Origin of the sequence: Actinoplanes missouriensis 431, from assembly GCF_000284295.1 — a bacterium.
GTDB classification, from domain to species: domain Bacteria; phylum Actinomycetota; class Actinomycetes; order Mycobacteriales; family Micromonosporaceae; genus Actinoplanes; species Actinoplanes missouriensis.
Window position 1 is genome coordinate 5,425,896 of record NC_017093.1, and the last position, 24,342, is coordinate 5,450,237.

Below are 24,342 nucleotides of genomic sequence, written 5' to 3' on the forward strand. Positions count from 1 at the left end.
TGGACCCATGCCGGCGGGGGTGTGGTGGAGAGACGGTGTCGTCTATCAGGTCTACCTGCGATCGTTCGCGGACGCCTCCGGGGACGGCGTCGGCGACCTCGCGGGCCTCACGGCCCGCCTCGGACACATCGCCGAGCTCGGCGCGGACGCCATCTGGCTCACCCCGTTCCAGACCTCACCCCAGAAAGATCATGGGTACGACGTCAGCGACTACACCGGGGTCGATCCGCTCTTCGGTGATCTCCCCGCGTTCGACACCATGCTCGGCCGCGCGCATGACCTGGGCCTGCGCGTGATCATCGACATCGTCCCGAATCACTGCTCGGCGGAACACCCGATCTTCCGGGCGGCGCTGACCGGCGACGAGTCGGCGCGGCAGCGGTTCCACTTCACCCGGACGCCGAACGACTGGCCCAGCGTGTTCGGCGGTCCCGCGTGGGAACCGGTCGGCGACGGGACGTGGTACCTCCACCTGTACGCGCCGGAGCAGCCGGACTGGAACTGGCGCGACCCGAGGACCGCGCCGTTCTTCGACGACGTGCTCCGGTTCTGGTTCGACCGGGGCGTCGACGGGCTGCGGGTGGACGTGGCCCACGGGCTGTTCAAGGCGCCCGGCCTGCCACCGCTCACGTCCGTGACACTCCCGCCGGGTGTCACGCCGACGCCGGGGAGGCTCCGGTCCAATCCGCTCGCCTGCGATCAGCCCGAGACCCCGCTGGTCTACCGGCGGTGGCGGGAGATCGCCGATTCGTACGATCCGCCGCGGGTGCTGATCGGCGAGGTCAACCTGGAACCCGAGCGGGCCGCGCGCTACACCGGACCGGAACGGCTGCACCAGGCGTTCGCGTTCGGGTTCGTGATCGCGCCCTGGGACGCGCACGCCTGGCGGGAGACCGGCGAGCAACTGCTCCGCCATCCGCCGGTCACCTGGGTCACCGAGAACCACGACGTGGTGCGGACCCCCACCCGGTACGGCAATCCGGCGCGCGCACGAGCCGCCCTGCTCACGATTCTGGAGCTGCCCGGCGCCGCGTACCTGTTCCAGGGTCAGGAGTACGGGCTGCCGGAGGTGACGGTGCCCGAGAAGGATCGGCAGGACCCGGCGTGGAAGCGGTCCGGCATGACCCGTGACGGATGCCGAGTGCCGCTGCCGTGGGCCGACGGCTTCTCGCCGCCCGGATCCGCGGCGCCGTGGCTGCCGGCGCCGGAGGGCTGGGAGCGATACCTGGAGTCGCCGTCGCTGGAGTTGTGCCGGGAGGCGATCGCGCTGCGGCGGCGGTTGCATGCGGAGGGGCTGCTCTCGGCCGACGATGCGGTGGAGTGGTCGGTGGACGGCGATGGGCGGTTGATCGCTGCTCGTGGGCTGGACTCTCATGGGCTGGACACTCATGGGCTGGACACTCATGGGCTGGACACTCCTGGGCTGGACACTCCTGGACTCCCCACTCATGTGACCCGCGCCAGTCTGGGCTTTGCGCTGGTGGTCGCCATGGGTGCCGGCCCGGTTGAGCTGCCGGACGGCGAGGTGCTGATCAGCAGCGATCCGCTCACGGGGGACGGTCGTCTGCCGGCTGACGCGGCGGCTTGGGTTCGTACCGGATCGGAATCTGTCGGCCACGGCAGCTGACGGGACGAACGGGCGAGGGCCGAGCTGCTACCGGCAGTAGTTTTTCAGCTGTCCGGCTCGGGTCAAGTGTCACGGTGTGCAGATGGCGGACCGTGGGCATGGAGGCGCGGGGTTTTGTCGTACGCATGTTCGAAGATTTGCGGGTGCGACAGGCAGTGGGGCAGTTGACGACGGCGGCGGGCGAATGCGCCCGGACGCCGATGTTCGGGCTGTCCGAGACGGAGCTCCTGATCTTCCTCGACGAGGTCTTCCGCGCTCAGCAGATGGTGCAGGCCGCCCTGCTGCACGCGGTGCGCGAGGTCGAGGGGCGAGGCATTCCGGCCGGTCAGCAGGCCGCCACGGCGAACATGTGGTTGCGGGAGCGACTGCGGATCTCGTCCTCGACCGCCGGCATGTGGCTGGCGCAGGCACGGATGCTCGACGCCCACCAGGACCTGGACGCCGCGGTGACCGCAGGCGCCGTCAACGCCGAGCAACTCGCCGTCATCACCACCGAGCTGGCTCAGCTGCCGAAGGATCTGGATGCGCCGACGCTGGCCCGGGCACGGACGGTTCTGCTCGACTGGGCACAACACCTCGACCCGCGGCAGCTGCGGATGGCGGCCCGCCGGATTCTCGAACACGTCTCTCCCGAAGTCGCCGAGGGCCGGGAGGAGGCAAGGCTCCGGCGGGCGGAACAGCAGGCTCGGGAGCAACGGTTCCTCACGATGACCTCGGACGGTGACGGGCGCGTGCGGGTGCGCGGGCTTCTCGACAGCGAGAGCGCCGCCGTGATCACCGCCGCGCTGGATCCGCTGTGCCGGCCCGCCGCCACCCGGACCGAACTGGCGGAGACAGGCGAGACCCGGACGCCCGGGCAGCGACGGGCGGACGCCCTGGTGGACGTGTGCCGCGTCGCGCTGAGCGGCGGCAGCCTGCCCGAGCAGAGCGGCGCCCGCCCACAGCTCGCGGTCACCGCCTCCTATGACGTGCTGCGCGGTGAGCTCGGCCCCGGCGTGCTCGAGGACGGCGAACCGGTGTCGGCCGAGACGGTTCGCCGGCTGGCCTGCGACTCCCGGATCCTGCCGCTGATCTTCGGAGGCGAGAGCCAGGTGCTGGACGCCGGGCGTACCCGCCGGCTGGTCAGCGGTGTGCAGCGGCGCGCGCTGATGGTGCGGGACCGAGGATGCACCTTCCCCGGTTGCGACAGGCCGGGGCGCTGGTGCGAAGCACACCACATGAACCCCTGGTCCGAGGGCGGCAACACCGATCTACGGGAGCTGGCGCTGCTCTGCGGGTTCCATCATCAGGTCATTCACGGTGAATCGGGCTGGCAGATCAGGCCGGGACCCGATGGCCGGCCGGAGTTCCTGCCGCCGCCGTCGTTGGATCCGCAGCGAGTGCCACGGCAGAACCAATATCACCGGCGGACGTGAGTTGCCGGTTGCCGGTTCATCAGGTTGCCGGTTCATCAGGTTCCCGCTGATCAGTTGCCCGCTGATCAGGTCACGGAGCTGCGCGGACTAGGCTTACCGGAGTGGCCAAGTACTTCGACGTGCACCCGGACAATCCGCAGCAGCGCAGCATCCATCAGATCGTCGATCTGCTCCGCCAGGACGGGTTGATCGCCTACCCGACCGACTCGTGCTTCGCGCTCGGCTGCCGGATGGGCAACAAGGACGGCCTGGACCGGATCCGCGCCATCCGGCACCTCGACGACCGCCATCACTTCACCCTGATGTGTCACGACTTCGCGCAGCTGGGCCAGTTCGTGCAGATCAACAACTCGCTGTTCCGGGCGGTGAAGGCGTCCACGCCGGGGCCGTACACGTTCATCCTGCCCGCCACCAAGGAGGTTCCGCGCCGGCTGTTGCACCCCAAGAAGAAGACCGTCGGGGTACGGATCACCAGTCACGTCACCGCCCAGGCCATCCTCGCCGAACTGGGTGAGCCTCTCGTCTCCAGCACTCTGCTGCTGCCCGGCGAGGCGGAGCCGATGATCCACGGCTGGGAGATCAAGGAAGCGCTCGATCACAGCGTCGATGCGGTCGTCGACTCCGGCGAATGCGGCACCGAGCCGACCACGGTGATCGACCTCTCCGACGGGGTTCCGGAGATCCTGCGGGTGGGGGCGGGCGACCCGTCGCTGTTCGAGTAGGGCCCCGTTCGCACCGGCCCACACCGCGCCGGCCCACACCGCACCGCATCACACCGCACCGCATCACATCGCATCGGATTACACCGACCGGCCGCGCCGCCTATGCGAACAGATTCAGCGGGACCGCCGCGGCCATCGCCGCCATGCCCTCGTCACTCGGATGCAGATGGTCACCGCTGTCGTAGGCGGCAAGCATCCGATCCGGCGCTGCCGGGTCGCGCACGGCCGCGTCGAAGTCGACGACCGCGTCGTACTCGCCCGACCTGCGGACCCACGCGTTGAACGCATCCCGCTTGGCGCGGGTCTCCGGGCTGTCGAGCCGGCCCCGGTACCCGCCGAACGGCAGCAACGTCCCGCCGATCATCTCCACGCCCGCGGCCCGGCCCCGTTTGATCAGCTCGCGGTGCCCGACGATCAGCTCGTCGATGGTGGGCGGCGTGACGAGGCCGAGGTCGTTCACGCCGAGCAGGACTATCGCGTGACTGACCGCGGGCTGAGCCAGGACGTCGCGTTCGAACCGGCGCAGCCCGGACTCTCCGGCCCAGGCTCTGGAACCGGCACGCCCGGTCCGTCCGATCGGGCCGCTGAGCAGGCGGTTCCTGCTGATGCCGGTGTTGAGCACACCACGGTCGATGTCACCGTCACGCAGCCGGGCGGCCAGGAGGTCGGGCCAGCGGTGGTTGGCGTTCTGCGCGGTTTTCGCACCTCTCGTGATCGAGTCGCCGAACGCGACGATCGAGGATGTGGAGCGGCGCGCGCGAACGCTGACGCCGGACAGGAACAGGTACGTGGGGATCGTCTCGATCGCCGGGCGGCCCCCGTCTCCCCCGCTGCTGATCCGGTCCGCTGCAGTGAGGTTGCCGGGTGCGACCATGTTCATCTGGTACGCCAGCGGGGTGACCGTGCCGACCTGGGTGCGATCCGGCAGGTACAGGCTGATCACCAGGTCGCCGCCGGGCGGGACGACGAGATCGGCGGAGTCGCTGATCAGCGTGCCGCCGGCCGGGATGACCGCGTCGGGGCGACCGGCGAAGGTGAGCGGCTGGCCGGTGCCGGGGACGAGGTCGGTGCTGGCGCCGGTGCCGGACCGTAGTCCGAGGCTCGCGGCGCCGATGCGTACCGGCTGGGCGCCGAACTCGTTGCTGAACCGGACCTGCGGCTGGTCGCCGCCGATACTGGCGTGAACGACCTGTCGTACCGTCTGGTCGGCGAGGGTCTGGACCTGTTCGGCGGGCTGGGCGGTGACCGGGGCGGCCCAGGTGCCGGCCCGGATCGGTTCCCGCACCGTGGGGTTGCGCTGTCCTGCCGTGCCTGGGGTAGCCGCGAGCACGGCCACGCCGGCGCCACCGAGCAGGAGTGCGCGGCGGGAGGTCGCCCGGGCCGTGTTGAGGAGAAAGTTTTTCCGCTTTATCCCGGTACGCTAAATAATCGACGTCGGCGGCGTCAAGCCGTCTTTCCCGAGAAAGCCACCCGGCGGTGCGAAAGCAATCACACCGCCGGGTGGCCGGGTCCTCATGCCCGCTGAGTCTCCAGGCAGGCAGGGTTGCTAGCAGGCAGGGTTGCTAGCAGGCAGGGTTGCTAGCAGGCAGGGTTGCTAGCCGGTCGTGCAGGTCAGATTCTGCACCTGCGCGGCGGCCGTCCCTGAGGCGAGGAACCCGAACGTGACATGTCCGCCAGCCGGGACCGCGGCGTTCCACGTCTCGTTCTTCACGGTCGCCAGCGACCCGCTCGACGTGGCACGCCCGCTCCACGCCTGTGCCAGCGTCTGGCTGCCCGGGAACGTCCACGAGACGGTCCAGCCGTTCACCGCGGTGTCCCCGGCGTGAACCATCACCTCACCCTGGAATCCGCCCGACCAGGCCGACACCACCGAGTACATCGCGGTGCAACCCCCGGTGGGGTTCGGCGAGTTCGAATTGCTGGGCGAGGGCGGGGTGCTGGGCGAGTTGCTGGGCGAGGGCGGGGTGCTGGGCGAGGGCGGGGTGCTGGGCGACGGCGGGGTGCTCGGGGACGGCGAGGCTGTTCCGCCGTTCCCGATGCCGGTCACCTCACCGTTGCCACCGTCGAAGACCACGTCCGAGCAGCCGTAGAACGTCTCCTGGCTGTCCGAGCGCGACCACACCGAGTAGATCAGGTGCCGGCCGGTTTTGCCCGCGGGCAGGTTGCCGTTCCAGTAGTAGTGGCCGTCGTCGGTGCCCGGCCCGCCGTTCGCGGGCGGGTTGGTGACCTGGTCGAACGGGGTCGGCTCCAGGTCGCTCCAGGCGAGCGGTTTGGTCGGGTCGTACCCGTCCTTGGTGATGTAGAGGTAGAAGGTTCCCGGGTGCTTGGCCCAGTTGTTGTACTTGAACTGGACGTTCGCTCCGGCGGTCAGGTGGGTCAGCGGCCAGTCGGTCCGGGCCAGGTTGAAACCGGTGAAGTTGTACGGACCGCCGGTTCCGCCACTGCACAGCTGGCCGTCCGGCAGGAACCCGCTGACCCGGCCGGCGCCGTCCGAGCGGAGCACGGCGAACCAGTTGTAGAGCGAGGTCACCCCGCTCTGCGCGACCGCGGCGGCGCAGGCGGCGTTCTTGGGTTCGATCGCGCCGGTCTGCGGGTTGCGGCCGTCCTGGTAGCAGAACCAGGTACGGCTGCCCGGGACCTGGATGGCGCCGTGCGCCTGGGCCGGGCCCTGAACCGCCAGAACCCCGGCCGCGGCGGCAACGATCACCACGGCGAGCAGTCTCAGCGACCGCATCCATCCCTGCCGCATCGACCCCTGCTTGGTCGACCCGTGCTGGATCGGCCCGTGCTGGATCGACCCGTGCTGGATCGACCCGTGCTTGATCGGCCCGCGCTGGATCGACCCGTGCTGGATCGGCCCCTGCTTGATCGGTGTTTGCGTCATCGATCAGCCCTCCGGGAACAGCCGGGCGTAGTCGGCGTAGCCGGTTGCCACGTCGACCTGGGCCCAGAATCGGTGGTAGTTGAAGGTCGGCGCGGGGCCGCCGTTCAGGTACGCCTGAACCTTCGGGAAGTCCGGGTCGCTGCGGTAGAACGAGCGAATGTCGAGGAACGAGACACCCGGCTTGATCACGTCACCGTTCGGCATCTCACCCGACCAGCCCGGCGGGATGTAGACGCCCTGGCCGGTGGAGGCGTTGTAGGTGTCGTCCATCCGGTTGTAGTCGGCGCGGGTCTCGGTCACCGAGACGCCCTTGTCGTCCTTGTACGCCCAGATCGCGTCGAGCAGCCCCTTGGCGGCCGTCTTCGCCTGCGTGTTGCCGGACTTCGCGGCGTAGTAGGTGAGCAGCTTCGCGAACGAGCCGGCCACACCGAGGTCCTGACCGTGCGCGGTGACCTCGACGTGCAGGTTGGTGTTCGCCTGCGGGCTCGACGCGTTCCAGGTGTTCGGCGCGCCGGTCCAGGCCATCTCGGACGGGATGCTGAAGCTGTCCGCCTCGATGGTGCTGTTCGCGAGCGCCCACGGCACCCACTTGTCGAGCACCGCCTTCGCCTTGGCGTTCCCGGTCACGTAGTAGAGCTCGGCGAGCCGCTCCAGGGACCAGGTCTGCATGCCGAACCAGCGGTTGGACGGCGGGTCGGCGTAGACCGGCGCTTCGACGTACGCGAGACCGTAGAAGGTCGGCGTGCCGGCCGGACGTGCCGAGTAGTTGCCGTTCCAGCTGTTCGTCGCGCCGCCGGCGATGGCGCCCTCGGCGGACTGCAGCCACTGGTAGAACTCGAGCTGGCGGTCGAGGCTGGCCTGCCAGTCCGCCTTCGCCGTCGGCGACTTCGGCGCGAACGCCCCGACGTTGGACAGGATGTAGGCCGCCATCGGGTTCTGGTACCCGAAGTGGCTGGTGCTGGAGCCGATCCGCCACGCCCAGCCGGCGTTCGTGTCGTACGCGCCGCCCCAGGCGTAGTACCAGGACATCAGGTTGTTCGAGCTGCTCTTGCCGGTGCCCGCGGTGCAGGACGTGGAGGCGCAGCCCGGGTTCTTGAAGTACTTGTCGTAGAACGAGTACCGCAGGTAGTCACCCATCTTGGCGGCCTTGGCCACGGCGTCCGAGATCTGCGACGCCTTGCCCTGCTGGGTGGCCCAGGTGTACGCCCAGTACGCCACCTGCACGGCGCGGGCGTCCGCGTCCGGCGCGTTGGTGTACTTCCACTGCTTGGCGTACGACGCGTCCTTGGTGAACAGGTCGAGGTAGCCGTTCGGGCCGCCGTGCGCGAACGTGTCGCAGGACGGCTGCGGCACCGTCTCGAACGTCGACTCCTGCGGTCCCCGCTGGAAGGTGTTGATGTAGACGACGCGGCTGGTGCCGTCGCCGCAGTGCCCGAAGCCGTACGTGTTGTCGACGTCGAGCAGCCAGTGCATGCCGTAGATGTCGTCGGTGCCGTACGCCGCCTTCAGCTCGGCTGCCAGGGGGTCCTGGCCGACGGAGACGCCGCTGTCGAGCTGGGACGGGTACTGCGACGGCAGCGGGTACTCGGCCGCGTACGTGGCCGGCTTCTGCGCGTTGTAGTTCGCGTTGGTCGGCTGGTCCGCGTGCGACGGGATGATGTACTTCTCCATCGTCGCCCAGGCGTTGTTGAACGGCGCCCAGTCGCCGCTGACCTGACCGTGCTCGGCCTCCAGCCACAGCCAGTAGCTGAACGCCTCACTGGTGGTCTCGTGGCCGTGGTCGGGCGCTTCGTTGATCAGCGTCTCGATCGAGTGGTACGGCACGCCCTCCGGGCTGAAGTACCCGTTGGCGGGGTTCTTCAGGTCGTTGTAGAGCTGCGTGAACCGGGCGTCGACGGAGCCCTCCTCGACGACCGTGACGCCGAGCTGCGCCGCGGTGTAGCCGCTGGACGTCGCCGCGATCGTGGCGGTGGACCCGGCTGTCGCCGACGTGGCGGCCGCGACCGTGACGGCCTGGCCGGTGTTCCAGTTCGACGGGGTGAACGTGAGCGTCGCCGGCGTCGCGGTAATGGCGGTGGTCCCGGCGCTGCGCGCGACCGCCACGCTGACGTTCGCCGTGGGCGCGGCGCTCAGCGCGAGCTTGAAGGAGCCGCTGCTCCCGGGCGAGATCGACAGGGAGGTGGCGTCGGCGACGATCGACGGGGTGGTCGCCGCGTCGACGAAGACCGGCACGTCGGCGGTGCTGCTCTTGACGCCCGCGCCGTCGAACGCGACGGCCTGCACGTGGTACGCCGCCGACTGCGCGGGGACACCGCTCCAGGTGTACGCGTACGGGGCGGTCGTGTCCGAACCCAGCAGCAGTCCGTCGTGGTAGAACTCGACCCGGCTGATGGTCTGCCCGCTCGCCGCGGTGGCGGTCGCCGCGATCGGGATCGACGCCGGGGCGGTGTACCTGGTGTTCGCGGCCGGGCCGGTGATCTGCACGGTCGGCACGTTCGCGGTCTGGTTGCAGGCGGTGCCGTTGAGGGTGAACGCGGTCGGCACCGGGTTCGCGGAGCCGGTGAACGTGCCGTTGAACCCGGAGCTGATCGTGGCGTTGGTGCCCAGGCTGCCGTTCCAGGACGCGTTGTTGACCGTCACGTGCTGGCCGCTCTGGCTGTAGACGCCGCTCCAGCCCTGCACCGCCTTCTGTCCCGCGTCGGGGAAGTCGAACTCCAGCTTCCAGCTGCTCAGCGGGTCGCCGGTGTTCTTGATCTGGATGTCGCCGGTGAAGCCGCCCGGCCATTGGCTCTGCACCTTGTAGACGACGGTGCAGCCGGCCGCGGCGTACGCCGGGGTGCCGGCCACCAGGGCCGCGCCGGCGCCGAGAACGGCGACGCCGGCGAGGGCCACTCTTCGCCTGAGATTCGAGCTGGTGCTTGGAGGCGTGATTCGGGCGCTTGGGGATCTAGACCTCACGGGGATCCTTTCTGCCCCGGGTACGGGGTGGCGTCCGGCGCGCAGGCCCGGACGTCACGGTGACCCGGGCTACGGGGTGGTGGAGCAGTTGATCGGGGATGGGACGGGGTTGGTGGTGCCGATGGTGCCGCCGGTGCCGGTGGTGCCGATGGTGCTGGTGGTGCCGGTGGTGCTGGTGGTGCCGGTGGTGCTGGTGGTGCCGGTGGTGCTGGTCGTGCTGGTCGTGCTGGTCGTGCCGCCGAGGAATCCGAACGTCGCGGAAGCCCCGGACGTGAGCGCGCCGTTGTAGCCGGCGCCGGGCGCAGCCACGAGCGCGAGGGCGGCGAGGGGCGCACCGCCGGGGGACCTTCGCATGCAACACCCTTCCATCGATGAGCATTCATGTGGGAGCGCTCCCAGCAGCGTGGAACCATGTCACCGTCGTGTCAAGAGCCGGAAACCTCGCGTTGACATGGCGCAAAATGGCGCGCCGGGTGCGACGGCGCGAGAAAGCCGCCGGCTCCCCGCCGGCGCATCGCCCGACCCCTCAGCCCCGCTACGGACAGCGACCGCACGCGACCATGCCGCCACCATGAGCCATTTACCAGCGACAACAGGCCCCGCCGCCGCGACAATGGCGCCCTCTTCTACGTCACCAACCGGTTCGCCGGTACGAGATCGGGGAATTCGACCTGTCCACCCGGGACGTTCAGCGGGATGAACGGCTCATCCATGGACAAATCACGGATCAACTGCCTGTGTATCATTCGGCGGAACACGCAGGGCGGCGCCAGCCAGGACGCCGGCCGGCCCGCCGGACGGAAATGAAAGGCACGCCACGAGGCCGACACGCCGCGTAACCGCGGACCGGCCAACCGGGCGAGCAAGACGGGCAACTAAGCAAGACGGGCAACTAGAACGGACGCCCCACACAGGTGGCCGAGACGGGCGCCCGGCGAGCCGGCGGAGAACCGCGGAGAAGGCGGCGGAGGAGATTGCATGAAGGTTTGCGTTGTCGGAACCGGCTATGTCGGCCTGACCACCGGTGTCAGTCTCGCGTTCCTGGGGCACGAGGTGACCTGTGTCGACCTCGACCAGGCGAAGGTCGACATGCTGGCCGCGGGCCGCTGTCCGATCTACGAGCCCGGCATGGAGGACCTGCTCGCCGAGGCCGCGCCGAACCTGACGTTCACCACCTCCTACGCTGACGCCGTCCCCGGCGCCGACGTGGTCTTCGTCGCCGTGCAGACGCCCTCGGCCGCCGACGGCAGCCCGGACCTGCGGTACCTGCGCAGCGCGGCGGAGAGCGTGGCGCAGGCCCTCGACCACGATTTCACCGTCGTGGTGAACAAGTCGACGGTCCCGATCGGCAGCGGCAACTGGGTCGACGCGATCCTGCGGGACTCGTTCCAGCAGCGGGAGAACGGGTCCGAGGGCACCGGCCGCAACGACACCGAGTTCGCGGTCGCCTCGAACCCGGAGTTCCTGCGTGAGGGCAACGCGATCGCCGACACCCTCTACCCCGACCGCATCGTGATCGGCTCGGACAACCCGCGCAGCCTCGAGGTGCTCAACCGCCTCTACCGCCCGATCATCAACCAGACGTTCACGCCGCCCACGTTCCTGCCGCGTCCCGAGGACGCCAACGCGGTCCCGCTGGTCTCCACCGACCTGGCCTCCGCGGAGCTGATCAAGTACGCGGCCAACGCGTTCCTGGCTCTCAAGATCAGCTACGCGAACGAGATCGGCCAGCTCGCCGCGAAGGTCGGTGCCGACATCACCGAGGTCGCCCGCGGCATGGGCCTGGACCAGCGGATCGGCTCGCGCTTCCTGCAGCCCGGCGTCGGCTGGGGCGGCTCCTGCTTCGGCAAGGACACCAAGGCCCTGATCGCGACCGCCGCCGAGTACAACCTCGAGATGCCGATCGTGAAGGCGGCGCGCGACGTCAACCAGCGGCAGCGCGCCATCGCGGTGGAGCGCCTGCAGGACGAGCTGCGCATCCTCAAGGGCCGCAAGATCGGCCTGCTGGGCCTGGCGTTCAAGCCGAACACCGACGACCTGCGGGACGCGCCGGCGCTGGACATCGCGAACTCGCTGATCGCCCGGGGTGCCCGGGTGAAGCTGCACGACCCGGTGGCGACCGAGCGGTTCCGCATCGAGCAGCCGGAGCTGGCGCCCTACCTGAGCCAGACCATCGACGAGGTGTTCGCCGACTGCGACGCGGTCGTGCTGGTCACCGAGTGGGGCCAGTACCTCGAACTGGACTGGTCGAAGTTCATCGGGTTGATGCGCACGCCGATCATCCTGGACGGCCGCCACGTGCTCGACGCGGAACGGATGCGGCGCATCGGGTACAAGTACATCGCGGTAGCAGGCTGAGCCAGCGAGCCGAGCCAGCGAGCCGAGCCAGCGAGCCGAGCCAGCGAGCCGAGCCGTCGAGCTGAGCCAGCGGGCGAGCTCCCGGCAGCATCACACAATCCGCCCGCAAGCCGGCACGGAATCACCGGCAAGCCGGTGCAAATCCGCCCACGCACCCCGAACCGCCGCAGCGGCCCATAGCCACTGCGGCGGTTCCCTTTTGCGGCTACAGCACGTTCCCCCGAAGTCCAGCATGCGGGGGAAAAATCTGGATAAAGGCGTATCAAAGAACCACGGTCCGATAGGCTCTTTCGCCAATCTCCTTAACCGGTTAAGGTGCCAGGGCGTCGCAGCGATATCGTTACCGACTCGATCACGACGAAATCATTGCGCAACTTGCTGGTTACCTCTTGACTGTTGGTCAAGAAGCGCTTCGGACGGCGGTGTCGTCACCAGGATCAGGGTGGTCGACGCCGGAGGCGCTCTATATGACATAGGGAGCGGTATGTTCGGTCAACGTGGGAGTTCGCGATCCCGGGTCGCGCTCGCCGGTGCCCTCAGCGTCGGCCTGGCTTTCAGCCTGGCTGCCTGCGGCGACAGCGACGATTCCGAGAGCGGTACCACCGACAGTTCGGCAGCAGCGATCGACTGCTCGCCTTACACCAAGTTCGGCGACATCAAGGGCAAGCAGGTCACGATCTACACCGGCATCGTGACCCCGGAGGACACCCCGCACAAGGAGTCCTACAAGCCCTTCGAGCAGTGCACCGGCGCCACCATCAAGTATGAGGGCGACAAGGCGTTCGAGACCCAGGTCCTGGTTCGCGCCAAGGCCGGCAACCCGCCGGACCTCGCGTTCGTGCCGCAGCCGGGTCTGCTCCAGCAGCTCGTCGCGACCGGCAAGGCGGTCGAGGCTCCGGCCGAGACGTCCGCCAACGTCGACAAGTGGTTCGGCGAGGACTGGAAGGCGTACGGCACGGTCGACGGCAAGTTCTACGCCGCGCCGCTGGGCGCCAACGTGAAGTCGCTCGTGTGGTACTCGCCGCAGGAGTTCAAGGACAAGGGCTACACCGTCCCCACCACGCTGGCGGAGCTGCAGACCCTGACCGACAAGATCGTCACGGACGGCGGCAAGCCGTGGTGTGCCGGCATCAGCTCCGGTGAGGCCACCGGCTGGCCGGTCACCGACTGGGTCGAGGACTTCGTGCTCCGCACCGCGGGCCCCGAGGCCTACGACCAGTGGGTCAAGCACGAGATCCCCTTCAACGACCCGAAGATCGCCACGGCGTTCGACGCGGTCGGCAACTACCTGAAGAACGACAAGTACGTCAACGGCGGTCTCGGCGACGTCAAGAGCATCGCCAGCACCACCTTCCAGGACGCGGGTCTCCCGATCCTGGACGGCCAGTGCTCGCTGCACCGCCAGGCCAGCTTCTACGCCGCCAACTTCCCGGCGGACACGAAGATCGCTGAGGACGGCGACATCTACGCGTTCTACCTCCCGGGCCAGGACGCCACCGCCAAGCCGGTTCTCGGCGGCGGCGAGTTCGTCCTGGCGTTCGCGGACCGTCCGGAGGTCAAGGCCTTCCAGACGTACCTGTCGAGCGACGTGTGGGCGAACACCAAGGCGAAGGTCTCCTCCGGCTGGGTCAGCGCCAACAAGGGCCTGAAGGTGGAGAACCTGAAGAACCCGATCGACCAGCTGTCGGCGACCATTCTGCTCGACCCGAACGCGACCTTCCGCTTCGACGGCTCGGACATGATGCCCGCCGCGGTCGGCTCGAACGCGTTCTGGAAGCAGGCGACCAACTGGATCACCGGCCAGGACACCAAGACGACGGTGGACAACATCGAGAAGGCTTGGCCGCAGTAATGAGCTGAGGCGACACCGGGGCCGGTCGGGCAAACGCCCGACCGGCCCTACCAGTCTCCAACCCGGTCTCAGTCTCCACCCGGGCTCATTAGCGGGCAGCACAGGCACCACTTTCCTTTAGAGTCTTGGTAAATCCGCCCAAGGAGGAACGGGCAGCGTGTTCAACACCGCCTCCACCACCGCCGACAAGCTGATTCAGATGTTCGCGGCGATCCTTTTGTTCGCCGCCGTCGTCGGGGTGATCCTGTTCATCGCCGGTCGTTTCACCGGCAAACGCGACCGCGTCGTCGCGTACCTGTACCTGGCCCCCGTCGTGCTGATGCTCAGCGTGGGTCTCCTCTACCCCGGTCTTCGCACCATCTACGAGTCGTTCTTCAACGCCGCAGGTGATGCGTTCATCGGGATCGACAACTACAAGACCATCTTCACCGACTCGGAGCAGCTCGTCGTGCTCCGGAACACGGCGTTCTGGGTGCTCCTGACGCCGTTCGTCGCGACCGGCGTGGGCCTGCTCTACGCCATCCTGGTCGACAAGGCACGGATCGAGTCGTTCGCCAAGGCGCTGATCTTCCTGCCCATGTCGATCTCGTTCGTCGCGGCCTCGGTGATCTGGAAGTTCATGTACGAGTACCGCCCCGACCAGGGCAACGTGAAGCAGATCGGCCTGATCAACCAGGTCATCGTCTGGCTCGGCGGCAAGCCGGTTCAGCTGCTGATCGACTCGCCGCTGAACACCTTCCTGCTGATCATCGTGATGATCTGGGTCCAGGCCGGCTTCGCGATGACCGTCCTCTCGGCGGCCATCAAGGCGATCCCGGACGACATCGTGGAGGCGGCCCGCCTCGACGGCGTCACCCCGTGGGGCATGTTCCGTTTCGTGACGCTGCCCGCGATCCGCCCGGCGGTGGTCGTCGTGCTGACCACCATCGCGATCGCCACGCTGAAGGTCTTCGACATCGTGCAGACGATGACCGGTGGCCGCTTCGACACGAGCGTGATCGCCAACGAGTTCTACAGCCAGAGCTTCCGCAGCGCCAACCAGGGTCTCGGCGCCGCGCTCGCGGTCGTGCTGTTCGTCCTCGTGATCCCGATCGTCGTCTACAACATCCGCCAGCTTCGCCGTTCGGAGGCGTGATGAGCACCGCGACACCTGTTACCACCACGCCACCGATCACCCCGGAGAAGGTCTCCGCGTCGGAGAAGGCGAAGAAGAAGCTCACCTCGCCGTGGGCCTCGCTCGTCGCCCTCGTCATCGCGGTGCTCTGGACGCTGCCGACGTTCGGCCTGCTGGTCTCCTCGTTCCGCCCGGAGCGGGCGATCAAGACGTCCGGCTGGTGGACGTTCTTCTCCGACCCCAAGGTCACGTTCGAGAACTACCAGGCCGTCTTCGACCCGGACGGCATCAACCTGGCCGACTTCTTCCTGAACACGATCGTCATCACGCTGCCCTCGGTGATCATCCCGCTCTGCCTGGCGTCGCTCGCGGCGTACGCGTTCGCGTGGATGAAGTTCCCCGGCAAGAACGTCCTGTTCATCGCGATCTTCGCCCTGCAGATCGTGCCGCTGCAGGTCACCCTGATCCCGCTGCTGACGCTCTACGTCGACCTGGGTATCGCGAACACCTTCTGGACGCTCTGGCTGTCCCACTCGGCGTTCGCGCTGCCGCTGGCGATCTACATCCTGCACAACTTCATCAAGGAGGTGCCGTCCAGCCTGATCGAGGCGGCGCGGATGGACGGCGCAGGCCACGTGGCGATCTTCTTCCGGGTGCTGCTGCCGCTGCTCACCCCGGCCCTCGCCGCGTTCGGCATCTTCCAGTTCCTCTGGGTCTGGAACGACCTGCTGATCTCACTCACGTTCGCCGGCGCGCCGGAGATCTCCCCGATCACCGTCCAGCTGTCGAACCTGAGCGGCACCCGAGGCACGGCCTGGCACCTGCTCTCCGCCGGCGCCTTCGTCTCGATCATCGTCCCGGTGACGGTGTTCCTGCTGCTCCAGCGCTACTTCGTGCGAGGCCTCCTCGCCGGCAGCGTCAAGGGCTAGCCTCAAGCTCACGCCCCCGCACCAGACCCGTGAGGGCCGCGCCAGCATCAAGGGCGCGGCCTTCACCCTTTTCCGGTACGGCCCGAAACTCCCCACAAGCACCAGCCCGTCCCCGGACTGCCCCGCGACCCGGGCCTGACGTCCCGGCCGTTGCGCGTCTTTCGCTATCGGTGCGCCGTCACCCCGGAGAGGCCCCGAACCGGCTCACGCGAGACGACCGTCCCGCAGCGTGATCACCCGGTCGGCGCGGTCGATCAGGGCCGGATCGTGCGTAGCGACCAGGGCGGTCATGCCACGGGCGTCGACCACGGCGCGCAACAGGTCCATGATCGAGCGCCCGGTGTCCGAGTCGAGCTGCCCGGTCGGCTCGTCGGCGATCAGCAGGTCCGGGTCGTTCGCGAGGGCCCGCGCCACGGCGACCCGCTGCTGCTGACCGCCGGAGAGCTCGCCGGGCCGCTGCGCCGCCTGCCCGCCGAGCCCGACGAGCTCCAGCAGCACGGCGACCCGTTCGTCGCGTTCGGCGGGTTTGCGGCGGGACAGGCGCATCGGGATGCTGACGTTCTCGGCGGCGGTCAGGATCGGGATCAGCCCGAACGACTGGAAGACGAACCCGATCACGTCGCGGCGCAGCTCCAGCAGTTCCGGTTCGCCGGCCCCGGTCACGGCACGGTCGGCCACCGTGATCGTCCCCCGGTCCGGCCGGTCCAGCCCGCCGATCAGGTTGAGCAGGGTCGTCTTGCCGGCCCCGGACCGCCCGCGAACCGCGACCAGCTCCCCCTTGGCGACCGAGAACGAGACGTCGGTGAGCGCGTGCACGACCCGATCACCCGAGCCGTAGTCCCGCCCCAGCCCGGAAACCTCGACAACCGAGCCACCGGCGTCACCAACAACCGCGGTCACCGCGCACTCCCCCCACCACCGGCCGGACGAGCATCACTGCCCGGACGAGCATCACTGCCCGGACGGACCTCCACGTGGTCCTGCTCCAGGTTCAGGCGCACCCGATCCCGCAGACTGAGCGCCTCCACGAACGCCGCCGGCAGCTGCAGACGCCCCGCCCGGTCGAGGACCGCGTATTCCTCACTGACGTGCTCCTCGGTCCCGTCCGAGGCGATACGGGCCGATCTCCGTACCTCGGAAGCGGTTTTTCCGTCGCGAATAGCGACGGCTCGCCGCACCTGGCCGGCCACCGTCATGTCGTGCGTCACCACGACGACGGTGACGCCCAGCTCGGCGTTGACGGTGCGCAGCGCCCCGAACACCTCGTCGGCGGTGGCCTCGTCGAGTTCGCCGGTGGGTTCGTCGGCGAAGAGCACTTCCGGATCGTTGGCAAGCGCCACCGCCACCGCGCACCGCTGCTGCTCGCCACCGCTCATCTCCCCGGGCCGGCGACCCGCCTTGTCGGCGAGCCCCACCATGTCGAGCAGCTCCATGGTCCGCTCACCAGCCTTGTTCTTTGCGCGCAGGCGGCGGCCGCTCGCCAGCCGGGCCGGCAGCTCCACGTTCTCCCGGGCGCTCAGATAGGGCAGCAGGTTCCGCGCCGTCTGCTGCCAGACGAACCCGACGATCGTGCGGCGGTATTCGAGGCGCTTGCGGGCGGACATGCCGAGCAGGTCGTAGCCGGCCACCTTCGCCACGCCGGCGGTCGGCTCGTCCAGGCCGGAGAGGATGTTCAGCATCGTGGACTTGCCGGAACCGGAGGCCCCCACGACGGCGAGCAGCTCACCCCGGTCGACGACCAGGTCCAGCCCCTGCAGGGCCACCACCTCGACCCCTTCGGTACGGAAGATCCGGACCAGGCCGTCACAGACGATGTGCCCGCTGAGCCGGTCCTCACCACCGGCCCGGGCGGCGGCCTTCGCGGCGGCCCGCAGTTCCAGCTCCGCGAGGTCGCTCTGAGCACTGCCGCGCCCACCAAGCTCTACGGCTCCATCACTGACAGCTGGGTCACTCACGGCTGGTCCTCTCCGAGCCGCAGCACCGTGCCGAGGCGCAGGCGGCGGTTGGCGGCGTCCTCGACCACCAGCGCGGCGGTCACGGCGAGAACCGTGACCGCCAGCACCCCGGCGACGAGGAACGGGTCGGTGCTGATCTCCGCGGGCACCCCGGCGGTGAAGTCGTCGAGGCCGAGGGCGGGCGCGATCAGCGCGGGAAGCGCGGCGCCGATGGCGGCGCCGGCCAGGATGGCGACACCCAGCAGGGGTACGAGTTCGAACACGAGCAGCCCGCGCCCCTGCCCGGTGGACAGTCCCAGGGTCCGCAGACGTGACAGGGTCTGCCCGCGGGCCGGCGCCCCGGCCAGCACGATCAGCGCCACCGCGAGCAGCGCGAGGGCGGCCGCGGCCACCACCCCGGCGGTGAACGTGAAGCTCAGCACCCCGTCGACGCCCTGCTCGTCGAGGCTCGCCCGATACCCGGCGTGGGTGGTGACGGTCGCCGGATAGGCCAGCCCGGTGCCCCCGACAGCGCTGGGGTCGACGTCGGCGCCGGTGGCCTTCCGGGTCTGTGCCCGCTGGCCCTCGTCGGCGACGGTACGGACGGCGTCCGGGTCCCAGCCGCTCCCGTCGATCAGGATGCGGTTCGGGACGAGCGGCTGGAAGTCCGGGATCGGCATGGCCTGGCTGGGCAGGACCAGGAACTCCCGCACGCTGGTGCCGAGCCCGGGCGCGGTGTCACGGACGGCGGCGACCCGGAACGCGTACCGGCGCCCCTGGATGTCGACCTGCCCGGACGACCCGATGCGCTGCGCGAGCCGCGGCGAGGCGAGGGCGGGGACCACGTCCGTCTTGCTTGCTTCCGTCTTGCTCGATTCCGTCTTGCTCGCTTCCGTCTTGCTCGCTTCCGTCTTGCTCGCTTCGGTCAGGGCTGCGGGGAGCTCACGACCCGGAACACGGAACTGGGGCACCGACGCGTCCACGACCATCGCCTGCACCTGGCTGATCAGCGGGCTGGCGTCGCTGCGCACCTCGGCCGCCGAGGCCAGCAGCATCGGGACGGCGGCCGTGACCCCGTCGAGGGCGGCGATCCGCTCCGGCGTCTCCACCGCGAACGAGAAACCGGTCACCATCGCGTCCGCCGGGACGGCGACGTCGGTGGCCCGGTCCCGGCCGTTCCCGACCGTGGAGGCCACCGTCCCGGTGAAGATCCCGGTGGCGATCGCGACCACGAGGACGCTGAGCGGCCAGGAGCGCAGTGCGGTACTCCCACCGCCGGACCGTCCCGCCCCGGCCAACCCGAGGAAGGCCAGGGCGCCACGCCCGCGGGCGGCGATCCGGCTCGCCACGCGCAGCGGGAACGGCACGAGGCGCAGCGCGATCAGGGATGCGGCGACGGCGAGAAGAACGGGGACCGCGATCAGGTACGGGTCGACGCCCACTCCCCCACCGGCCCCTGACGTGCCACTGCGGGAGGACGCGCCCGAACCGATCCCCCGGCTCCGCAGCAGGTACGCCCCGCCGGCCGCGAGCCCGATCACGAACAGTTCCGCGGTGATCCGGCGGGGCGAGGTGGTCCCGGCGACCAGGTCACCCCGGTGGCCGGTGAAGTCGGGGCGGCGGGCGGCGGCGGCCGCGATGACGGCCGGGGCCAGCAAGCCGAACAGGGCGAACCCGGCGACAAGCGCCGGCTCCTCGACGGCGGGCCGCCCGGGCACGAGCAGCCCGGCCAGCCAGCCGAGGAGCGCCGCGGGCAGCACCACCACCGCGGTCTCGGCGATCACTCGGCCGGCGATTCTGCGGACCGCGCCGCCACGGGCGCGGATCAGGGCGTACTCGGCGCGGCGGCGGTCGGCGGCCAGCCGGGCGGCGAGCAGGATCAGCCCGGCCACGGTGGCGAGGATGCCGGTCCGCACCACGGCCAGCACCGCCTGCACGGCCCGCAACCGTTTCTCGAACTCGGCGAGCGTAGTGTCCACCGCGCTGCGCACCGCGGTCTGCTCCGGCGGATGGCGGCGGATCTCACCGATCGCGAGGGTCATCGCGGGCACCTGGTCGGCGGTGAGTTTCGCGGCGTCCAGCCGGTACCGCCAGCGTTCCTCGTACTCGCCGGTCAGCGCGCCGGCCAGGTCGACGCCGACCATGTCGGTCAGCAGGGTGGCCCGGTAGCGGGTGTCCTCGTCGGCCCGGTCGCAGGCCTCCCGGGCCAGCCGCATGTCGTCCCAGAACGGCGCGGCGGCGTCCACCGGCTCGTACCGGCCGACGACGCGTACCGTGGCCTTCCCGGACCGGCCGATGAGGGTGACCGTGTCGCCGACCCGCAGGCCGAGCGCCTTCGCCTCGACGGTGCCGACGATCGCCTCGATGATCATTTTGCTGGAGCTGGAGACGTTCTCGGACTTCGGGCGGCGGCCCTCCACCATCCGGGTGGCCTGATCCGAACCGGTCTGACGGCGGACGCCGACCCGGGTCGGGCAGCTCTTCAGGAACACCCCGGCGACGGCCGCGTCGACCGGGCCGGCCTCGGCCACGAACCAGCTGTCCTCGATCAGGCCGGGCAGCGGTCCGGGCAGGCCGTCGCGGATCTGGTCCAGGCGCACCGAGCGATCGTCACGCAGCAGATCGACACCGGGCAGCCGGTTGCCGTCCAGGCTGAACGTCAGGTCCCGTGAGCTGGACAGCAGCGCGCCGATATCGGAGCGCAGGCCCTCGTCCGTGGTGCCGTTGGCCAGGCGGCCCGGACCGGTGGAGAGGAACGCGGCGAGCGCGACGAGTGCCGCCAGGAGACCCAGTTGAGCGGCGTAGGCCCGTACCCTCGTCATGATCATCGATCTGCTCCCAAGCGCAATCGCGCCGCAGGCAGCCTGCGCGTCGCCGAGGCCGCGGTGCCGGCGCTGAGGCCCATCGCGATGGCGACCAGCAGGATCACGCTGCCGGCGGCGGGCAGCCAGCCGACCTCGAGGACCGGTTCCGGCACCGGGCGGACCGCGGCCGGGGTGAGCACCAGCAGTGGCGCCATCGCGCCGGCGACAAGCAGGCCCACCAGCAGTCCGGTGATCGCGCCGACGCCGGCCAGGAACGCCTGCTCGATCACGAGGGACCGGGCCAGCAGCCGCGTACCGGCGCCGAGCGTGTGCAGCACGGCGAGCTCACCGGACCGGCGCCGCGCGGTGGCCCGTGCGTCCACGGCGACACCGGCGGCGGCGAGCAGGACCGCACCGAACGCGGCGAGGAAGAGCGCCACCCGCGATCCGGCGCCGAAGGGGTCACGGGCGGCGGCCGCCGCGAGCTCGCCGCGGTCCAGGATCCGCAGTCCGGAAAGCTGATCGATTCCGGACTGTCCGGTCCAGTTGCTTACTCCTTTGCTAACCCACCACTCCGAGGTTCGCGGGGCGATGCCGTAGTTCGTGAAGAGCGCGGCGTCGAGCGCGGGGCGGTCGGCGAGGATGGCCGGTCCCCCGCCGGTGCCCGGCACCCGGTCGATGACCGCGACGATCTTCACCGGTACGCCGGCGCCGCTGACCGTGAGGAAAGTGTTGTCGCCGGCCTTGGCGTTGAGCTGGGACAGGGCGCTCGCGGTCAAAGCCACCGGGACCGGCTGGCGGACGAGTTGCGGGGTGATCGCGGCGCGGCCGGTGAAGCTCACGGAGCCGTCGGGGCCGGCGTCCTCGCCGGTGCCGGAGCGGTCGGTGACCCGCCAGCCGTCACGGGCCGTGCCCGTCTCGCCCGGCTGGCCCGTCTCGCCCGGCTGGCCCGTCTCGCCCGGCTGGCCCGTCTCGCCCGGCTGGCCCGTCTCGCCCGGCTGGCCCGTCTGGCCCGTCTCGCCCGGCTGGCCCGGCTGGCCCGTTATCCGCCAGTTTCGGAGGCGGCCTTCGGGTTTGGGGTCGGTGGGTGAGGATTCGGTGAGTTCACCCACGGGGGCCACCAGGAAACCGGCCAGGCCGTCGCCGGTGGCGGTGACGGTCACGGGTTCGCCGTCGGTGCTGACGCCGAGGTCGATGCGGTGGCCGTCCTTGAACACGGCGACGGTGCGGAGCGGGCCGCCTCTCGTGATGATCTGGCCGGGGGCGAGGGATCTCTCCGGAATTTCAGATCGCCGTTCGGCGGAGAGTTTCGCCAGCAGCTCGCTGGGGTCGCCGCCGGTGGCGTCATCGCGGGCGAGCACCACGCCGGCAGCCTTCGCCGTGTCGAGGGCGATCAGCTCACCCGGTTCCCGGCCCGCGGTGAGCGCCACGGACTCCCGCCAGGCCGGAATGATCCGCGGCGACTCCGGTTGCGCGTGGGGCTGCGCTCCGAGCAACGCCGTCAGTTGCTCGAGACGATCGTCCGGGGCGCCGCCGGCCTCCTCCACCAGCCGCAGGTCGGCGCCCACCTGCTGCTCCGCCTGATCGTTCAGGGAGCCGTCGGCGGTGCCGGCCAGCGCCCACGACACCGTCGCGGCGGCGACCGCGAGCGCGAGCATGACCATCGGGCCGGCGTGTGCCCGGCGGCCGGCCTGCCACGTGCCGAGCAGCGGGGACCGGCTCACGCCACGGTTCAGCCGGGAGGCCGCGAACCGTGCGATCGGGGGCAGAAGGCGTACCGCGAGAACCGCTCCGGTCAACACACCGAGCGTGGGCGCCGCCGCGAGAAGCGGGTCGATGCCGGCGATCCCCGAGCCACCCAAACCCGAGCCACCCAGACCCGAGCCACCCAGACCCGAGCCACCCAGACCCGAGCCGCCGGCACCCGCGCTCCCGGCTCCAGCGCTGCCGGGTCCAGCGCTGCCCGCGGCCGTCGGCGACGCGTATTGACGCAGCTGCACCCAGCCGAGCACCGCCAGGGCGACCACGACCAGGTCCAGCCCGGCCCGGCGGAACATCGGCAACCGCGACCGACCGGCCGTCTCCGCCACATAGGTTCCGGCACGCCGCAACGCCGGCACGGTCACCGCCACGACGCCGCCGACCGCTCCGAGCACCGCGATCAGCCAGACCGAGCCGGTCAGCGCCGGTTCGAGCGGAAGACCACCGGGCAGCGGAATCCGGCCGACCAGCAGAACGGCGAGCGGCGGGGCCAGCAGCGCGGCCGGAAGCACGAGCACGATCGCCTCGACCGCCGCGTACCGGGCCAGCTGTCGCCGCGAAGCACCACGTGCCCGCAGCAGCGCGGTCTCGCCCTTGCGGGACTCGCCGAGCAGCAGCGCGACAAGGGTGAGCGCGTACCCGCCCAGCACCGCGAGCAGCAGCACCGGGGTGACGAGCGCGGACCGGCGTACCAGATCGGCTCGTTCCAGGCGCTCGGAGAGCGTCCCCAGACCGGTGCTGATGGTGGCGGACGAGCCCAGGCCGGACACTTCCGGCAGCCGCGCGCCCACGGCGGCGGCATCATCAGCGGTACGCGCGACGTGCTCCAAGCTCGCCCCGGACGTCCCGTCTCCGTCTCCGTCTCTGTCCCCGGCCCCGCCCCCGTCCGCCTCCCCGGCCCCGTCCGCCTCCCCGGCCCCGTCCGCGTCCCCGGCCCTGTCCTCGTCCCCGGCCCTGTCCTCGTCCCCGGCCCTGTCCTCGTCCCCGGCCCTGTCCTCGTCCCCGGCCCTGTCCTCGTCCCCGGCCCTGTCCTCGTCCTCGTCCCTGTCCTCGGGGAGGGCCTCACCGGCGGGGAGGGGCGCGCCGGCGACGAGGCGGCCACCGGTCAGATCGGGCTGGACCACCCATCCGGCCGAGGCGCCCTCGGCGAACACGTCCGCGAACACCGCCCCGCTGACCACGATCGGGCCGTGGGTGGCGGTTTGCGGCAGCCGGCCGGAGTTCACGTCGGGCAGCAGCAGCCAATACGGATCGGCGCTGTCCCGGGGCCGCCACAGGCCGGAGATCGTCACCGGCACGACGCGGTCGCTCCGCCGATCCAGGAGCCGGAGCGTGTCACCGGCCTTGAGCCCGAGCAGCTGCGCGGCCGGCTCGGCGAGCGCCGCCGCGCGCTGGGGCGTGCCGCCGGAGCCCGCGGGCTCGGAGCCGGGATCCGTGGGTTTCTCGCCGGAGTCCGTGTGTCCCCCGCCGGAGTCCGCGGGCTCGCCGCCGGAGGCGGATCCGACGGGGAATCCCGGCGGCCAGGTGCCGGACGTCAGGGTGGCGTGCTCCGGCAGGTCGCCGAGCGTGACCACGCTCGCGTAGACCACACCGTTCGCATCCGGCGTAGCGCTGTTCGCCGGATCGTCGACGGCCCAGCCGGAACCGTAAAGCGCGCCGCTGACAACGGATCCGGGAAGCCCGTCCGCGTACGCGGCTCGCACCGCCGCGTCGCGCCCCTCGGCGGCAGCGCCCCGGATCAGCACGGATCGCTCCGCCGGGGCGGCGGACTCGACCGCTGCTCGCACGCCGGTTTCGGCGGCCGCGCCGACATAGGCAGTCAAACCGGCGAGCAGCAACACGGCGATGAACATGACCGCCGCGCCGGCCGCGAGAAGCCCTTTGGCCGCAGCGGCACGCCGGACGATCAGGGCCATGGGCTGCCCGTCAGCAGGAAACGACCCGCGGAGGGCCCAGGGTGACCGGGGAGGAGCATGGGCACGGA

15 protein-coding genes are annotated in these 24,342 nt (G+C 70.3%); 7 read left to right on the forward strand and 8 right to left on the reverse strand.

Features of this window, described 5'->3' with window-relative positions:
* Positions 1 to 7: 7 nt before the first annotated feature.
* From AMIS_RS25155 to AMIS_RS25165, 3 genes are all read left to right on the forward strand, one after another.
* Complete coding sequence (locus AMIS_RS25155) at positions 8 to 1,627, forward strand: alpha-amylase family glycosyl hydrolase (protein WP_014445225.1); 1,620 nt, start codon at positions 8 to 10, stop codon at positions 1,625 to 1,627.
* 143 nt (positions 1,628 to 1,770) lie between these two features.
* On the forward strand, positions 1,771 to 3,042 hold the full coding sequence (locus AMIS_RS40810) for an HNH endonuclease signature motif containing protein (RefSeq protein WP_172666624.1): 1,272 nt from the start codon (positions 1,771 to 1,773) through the stop codon (positions 3,040 to 3,042).
* Positions 3,043 to 3,143: 101 nt separating this feature from the next.
* A complete protein-coding gene (locus AMIS_RS25165; RefSeq protein WP_014445227.1) occupies positions 3,144 to 3,764 on the forward strand; it encodes an L-threonylcarbamoyladenylate synthase in 621 nt (206 codons plus the stop codon).
* Between the two features lie 100 nt (positions 3,765 to 3,864).
* On the opposite strand, the gene AMIS_RS25170 is transcribed toward AMIS_RS25165, so the two are convergent.
* The 4 genes from AMIS_RS25170 to AMIS_RS41880 all read right to left on the reverse strand — a co-directional run bounded on the left by AMIS_RS25170 (position 3,865) and on the right by AMIS_RS41880 (position 9,960).
* Positions 3,865 to 5,049, reverse strand: a complete 1,185-nt coding sequence (locus tag AMIS_RS25170) for an SGNH/GDSL hydrolase family protein (protein WP_231859081.1) — start codon at positions 5,047 to 5,049, stop codon at positions 3,865 to 3,867.
* Positions 5,050 to 5,358: 309 nt separating this feature from the next.
* The gene (locus AMIS_RS25175; protein ID WP_041831267.1) at positions 5,359 to 6,498 is read right to left on the reverse strand and encodes a lytic polysaccharide monooxygenase auxiliary activity family 9 protein; all 1,140 of its coding nucleotides are present in this window, start codon (positions 6,496 to 6,498) and stop codon (positions 5,359 to 5,361) included.
* Between the two features lie 153 nt (positions 6,499 to 6,651).
* Positions 6,652 to 9,540, reverse strand: a complete 2,889-nt coding sequence (locus AMIS_RS25180) for a glycoside hydrolase family 48 protein (RefSeq protein WP_014445230.1) — start codon at positions 9,538 to 9,540, stop codon at positions 6,652 to 6,654.
* Between the two features lie 135 nt (positions 9,541 to 9,675).
* Positions 9,676 to 9,960: a hypothetical protein gene (locus tag AMIS_RS41880; protein ID WP_157435049.1), complete on the reverse strand. Its 285-nt coding sequence runs from the start codon at positions 9,958 to 9,960 to the stop codon at positions 9,676 to 9,678.
* Positions 9,961 to 10,584: 624 nt separating this feature from the next.
* Here AMIS_RS41880 and AMIS_RS25190 point away from each other — a divergent pair.
* From AMIS_RS25190 to AMIS_RS25205, 4 genes are all read left to right on the forward strand, one after another.
* Entirely contained in the window at positions 10,585 to 11,964 is a 1,380-nt protein-coding gene (locus tag AMIS_RS25190; protein WP_014445233.1) for a UDP-glucose dehydrogenase family protein, read from the forward strand.
* 484 nt (positions 11,965 to 12,448) lie between these two features.
* Positions 12,449 to 13,816, forward strand: coding sequence for an ABC transporter substrate-binding protein (locus tag AMIS_RS25195; RefSeq protein WP_014445234.1), 1,368 nt, complete (start codon positions 12,449 to 12,451; stop codon positions 13,814 to 13,816).
* A gap of 199 nt (positions 13,817 to 14,015) precedes the next feature.
* Positions 14,016 to 14,951 (forward strand): carbohydrate ABC transporter permease, encoded by a 936-nt coding sequence (locus tag AMIS_RS25200; protein WP_051042563.1) that lies wholly within the window; start codon positions 14,016 to 14,018, stop codon positions 14,949 to 14,951.
* On the forward strand, positions 14,951 to 15,859 hold the full coding sequence (locus AMIS_RS25205; protein ID WP_041830048.1) for a carbohydrate ABC transporter permease: 909 nt from the start codon (positions 14,951 to 14,953) through the stop codon (positions 15,857 to 15,859). The genes AMIS_RS25200 and AMIS_RS25205 overlap by 1 nt, the downstream gene beginning before the upstream one ends.
* Positions 15,860 to 16,063: 204 nt before the next feature.
* Here AMIS_RS25205 and AMIS_RS25210 read toward each other — a convergent pair whose 3' ends face one another.
* Genes AMIS_RS25210 through AMIS_RS44265 form a run of 4 tightly spaced genes read right to left on the reverse strand, consistent with a single transcriptional unit; the run spans position 16,064 to position 24,274 of the window.
* On the reverse strand, positions 16,064 to 16,759 hold the full coding sequence (locus AMIS_RS25210) for an ABC transporter ATP-binding protein (RefSeq protein WP_014445237.1): 696 nt from the start codon (positions 16,757 to 16,759) through the stop codon (positions 16,064 to 16,066).
* Positions 16,756 to 17,814 (reverse strand): ABC transporter ATP-binding protein, encoded by a 1,059-nt coding sequence (locus AMIS_RS25215; RefSeq protein ID WP_014445238.1) that lies wholly within the window; start codon positions 17,812 to 17,814, stop codon positions 16,756 to 16,758. The genes AMIS_RS25210 and AMIS_RS25215 overlap by 4 nt, the downstream gene beginning before the upstream one ends.
* Positions 17,811 to 20,621: an FtsX-like permease family protein gene (locus tag AMIS_RS25220; RefSeq protein WP_014445239.1), complete on the reverse strand. Its 2,811-nt coding sequence runs from the start codon at positions 20,619 to 20,621 to the stop codon at positions 17,811 to 17,813. The genes AMIS_RS25215 and AMIS_RS25220 overlap by 4 nt, the downstream gene beginning before the upstream one ends.
* On the reverse strand, positions 20,618 to 24,274 hold the full coding sequence (locus AMIS_RS44265) for a collagen-like triple helix repeat-containing protein (protein WP_014445240.1): 3,657 nt from the start codon (positions 24,272 to 24,274) through the stop codon (positions 20,618 to 20,620). The genes AMIS_RS25220 and AMIS_RS44265 overlap by 4 nt, the downstream gene beginning before the upstream one ends.
* Positions 24,275 to 24,342 lie beyond the last annotated feature (68 nt).

Coding starts and splice junctions, on each gene's coding strand:
- AMIS_RS25205 (WP_041830048.1), top strand. CDS start 14,951: ATGAGCACCGCGACACCTGTTACCACCACGCCACCGATCACCCCGGAG.
- AMIS_RS41880 (WP_157435049.1), bottom strand. CDS start 9,960: ATGCGAAGGTCCCCCGGCGGTGCGCCCCTCGCCGCCCTCGCGCTCGTG.
- AMIS_RS25220 (WP_014445239.1), bottom strand. CDS start 20,621: ATGATCATGACGAGGGTACGGGCCTACGCCGCTCAACTGGGTCTCCTG.
- AMIS_RS25190 (WP_014445233.1), top strand. CDS start 10,585: ATGAAGGTTTGCGTTGTCGGAACCGGCTATGTCGGCCTGACCACCGGT.
- AMIS_RS25175 (WP_041831267.1), bottom strand. CDS start 6,498: ATGCGGTCGCTGAGACTGCTCGCCGTGGTGATCGTTGCCGCCGCGGCC.
- AMIS_RS25155 (WP_014445225.1), top strand. CDS start 8: ATGCCGGCGGGGGTGTGGTGGAGAGACGGTGTCGTCTATCAGGTCTAC.
- AMIS_RS44265 (WP_014445240.1), bottom strand. CDS start 24,274: ATGGCCCTGATCGTCCGGCGTGCCGCTGCGGCCAAAGGGCTTCTCGCG.
- AMIS_RS25195 (WP_014445234.1), top strand. CDS start 12,449: ATGTTCGGTCAACGTGGGAGTTCGCGATCCCGGGTCGCGCTCGCCGGT.
- AMIS_RS25200 (WP_051042563.1), top strand. CDS start 14,016: ATGTTCGCGGCGATCCTTTTGTTCGCCGCCGTCGTCGGGGTGATCCTG.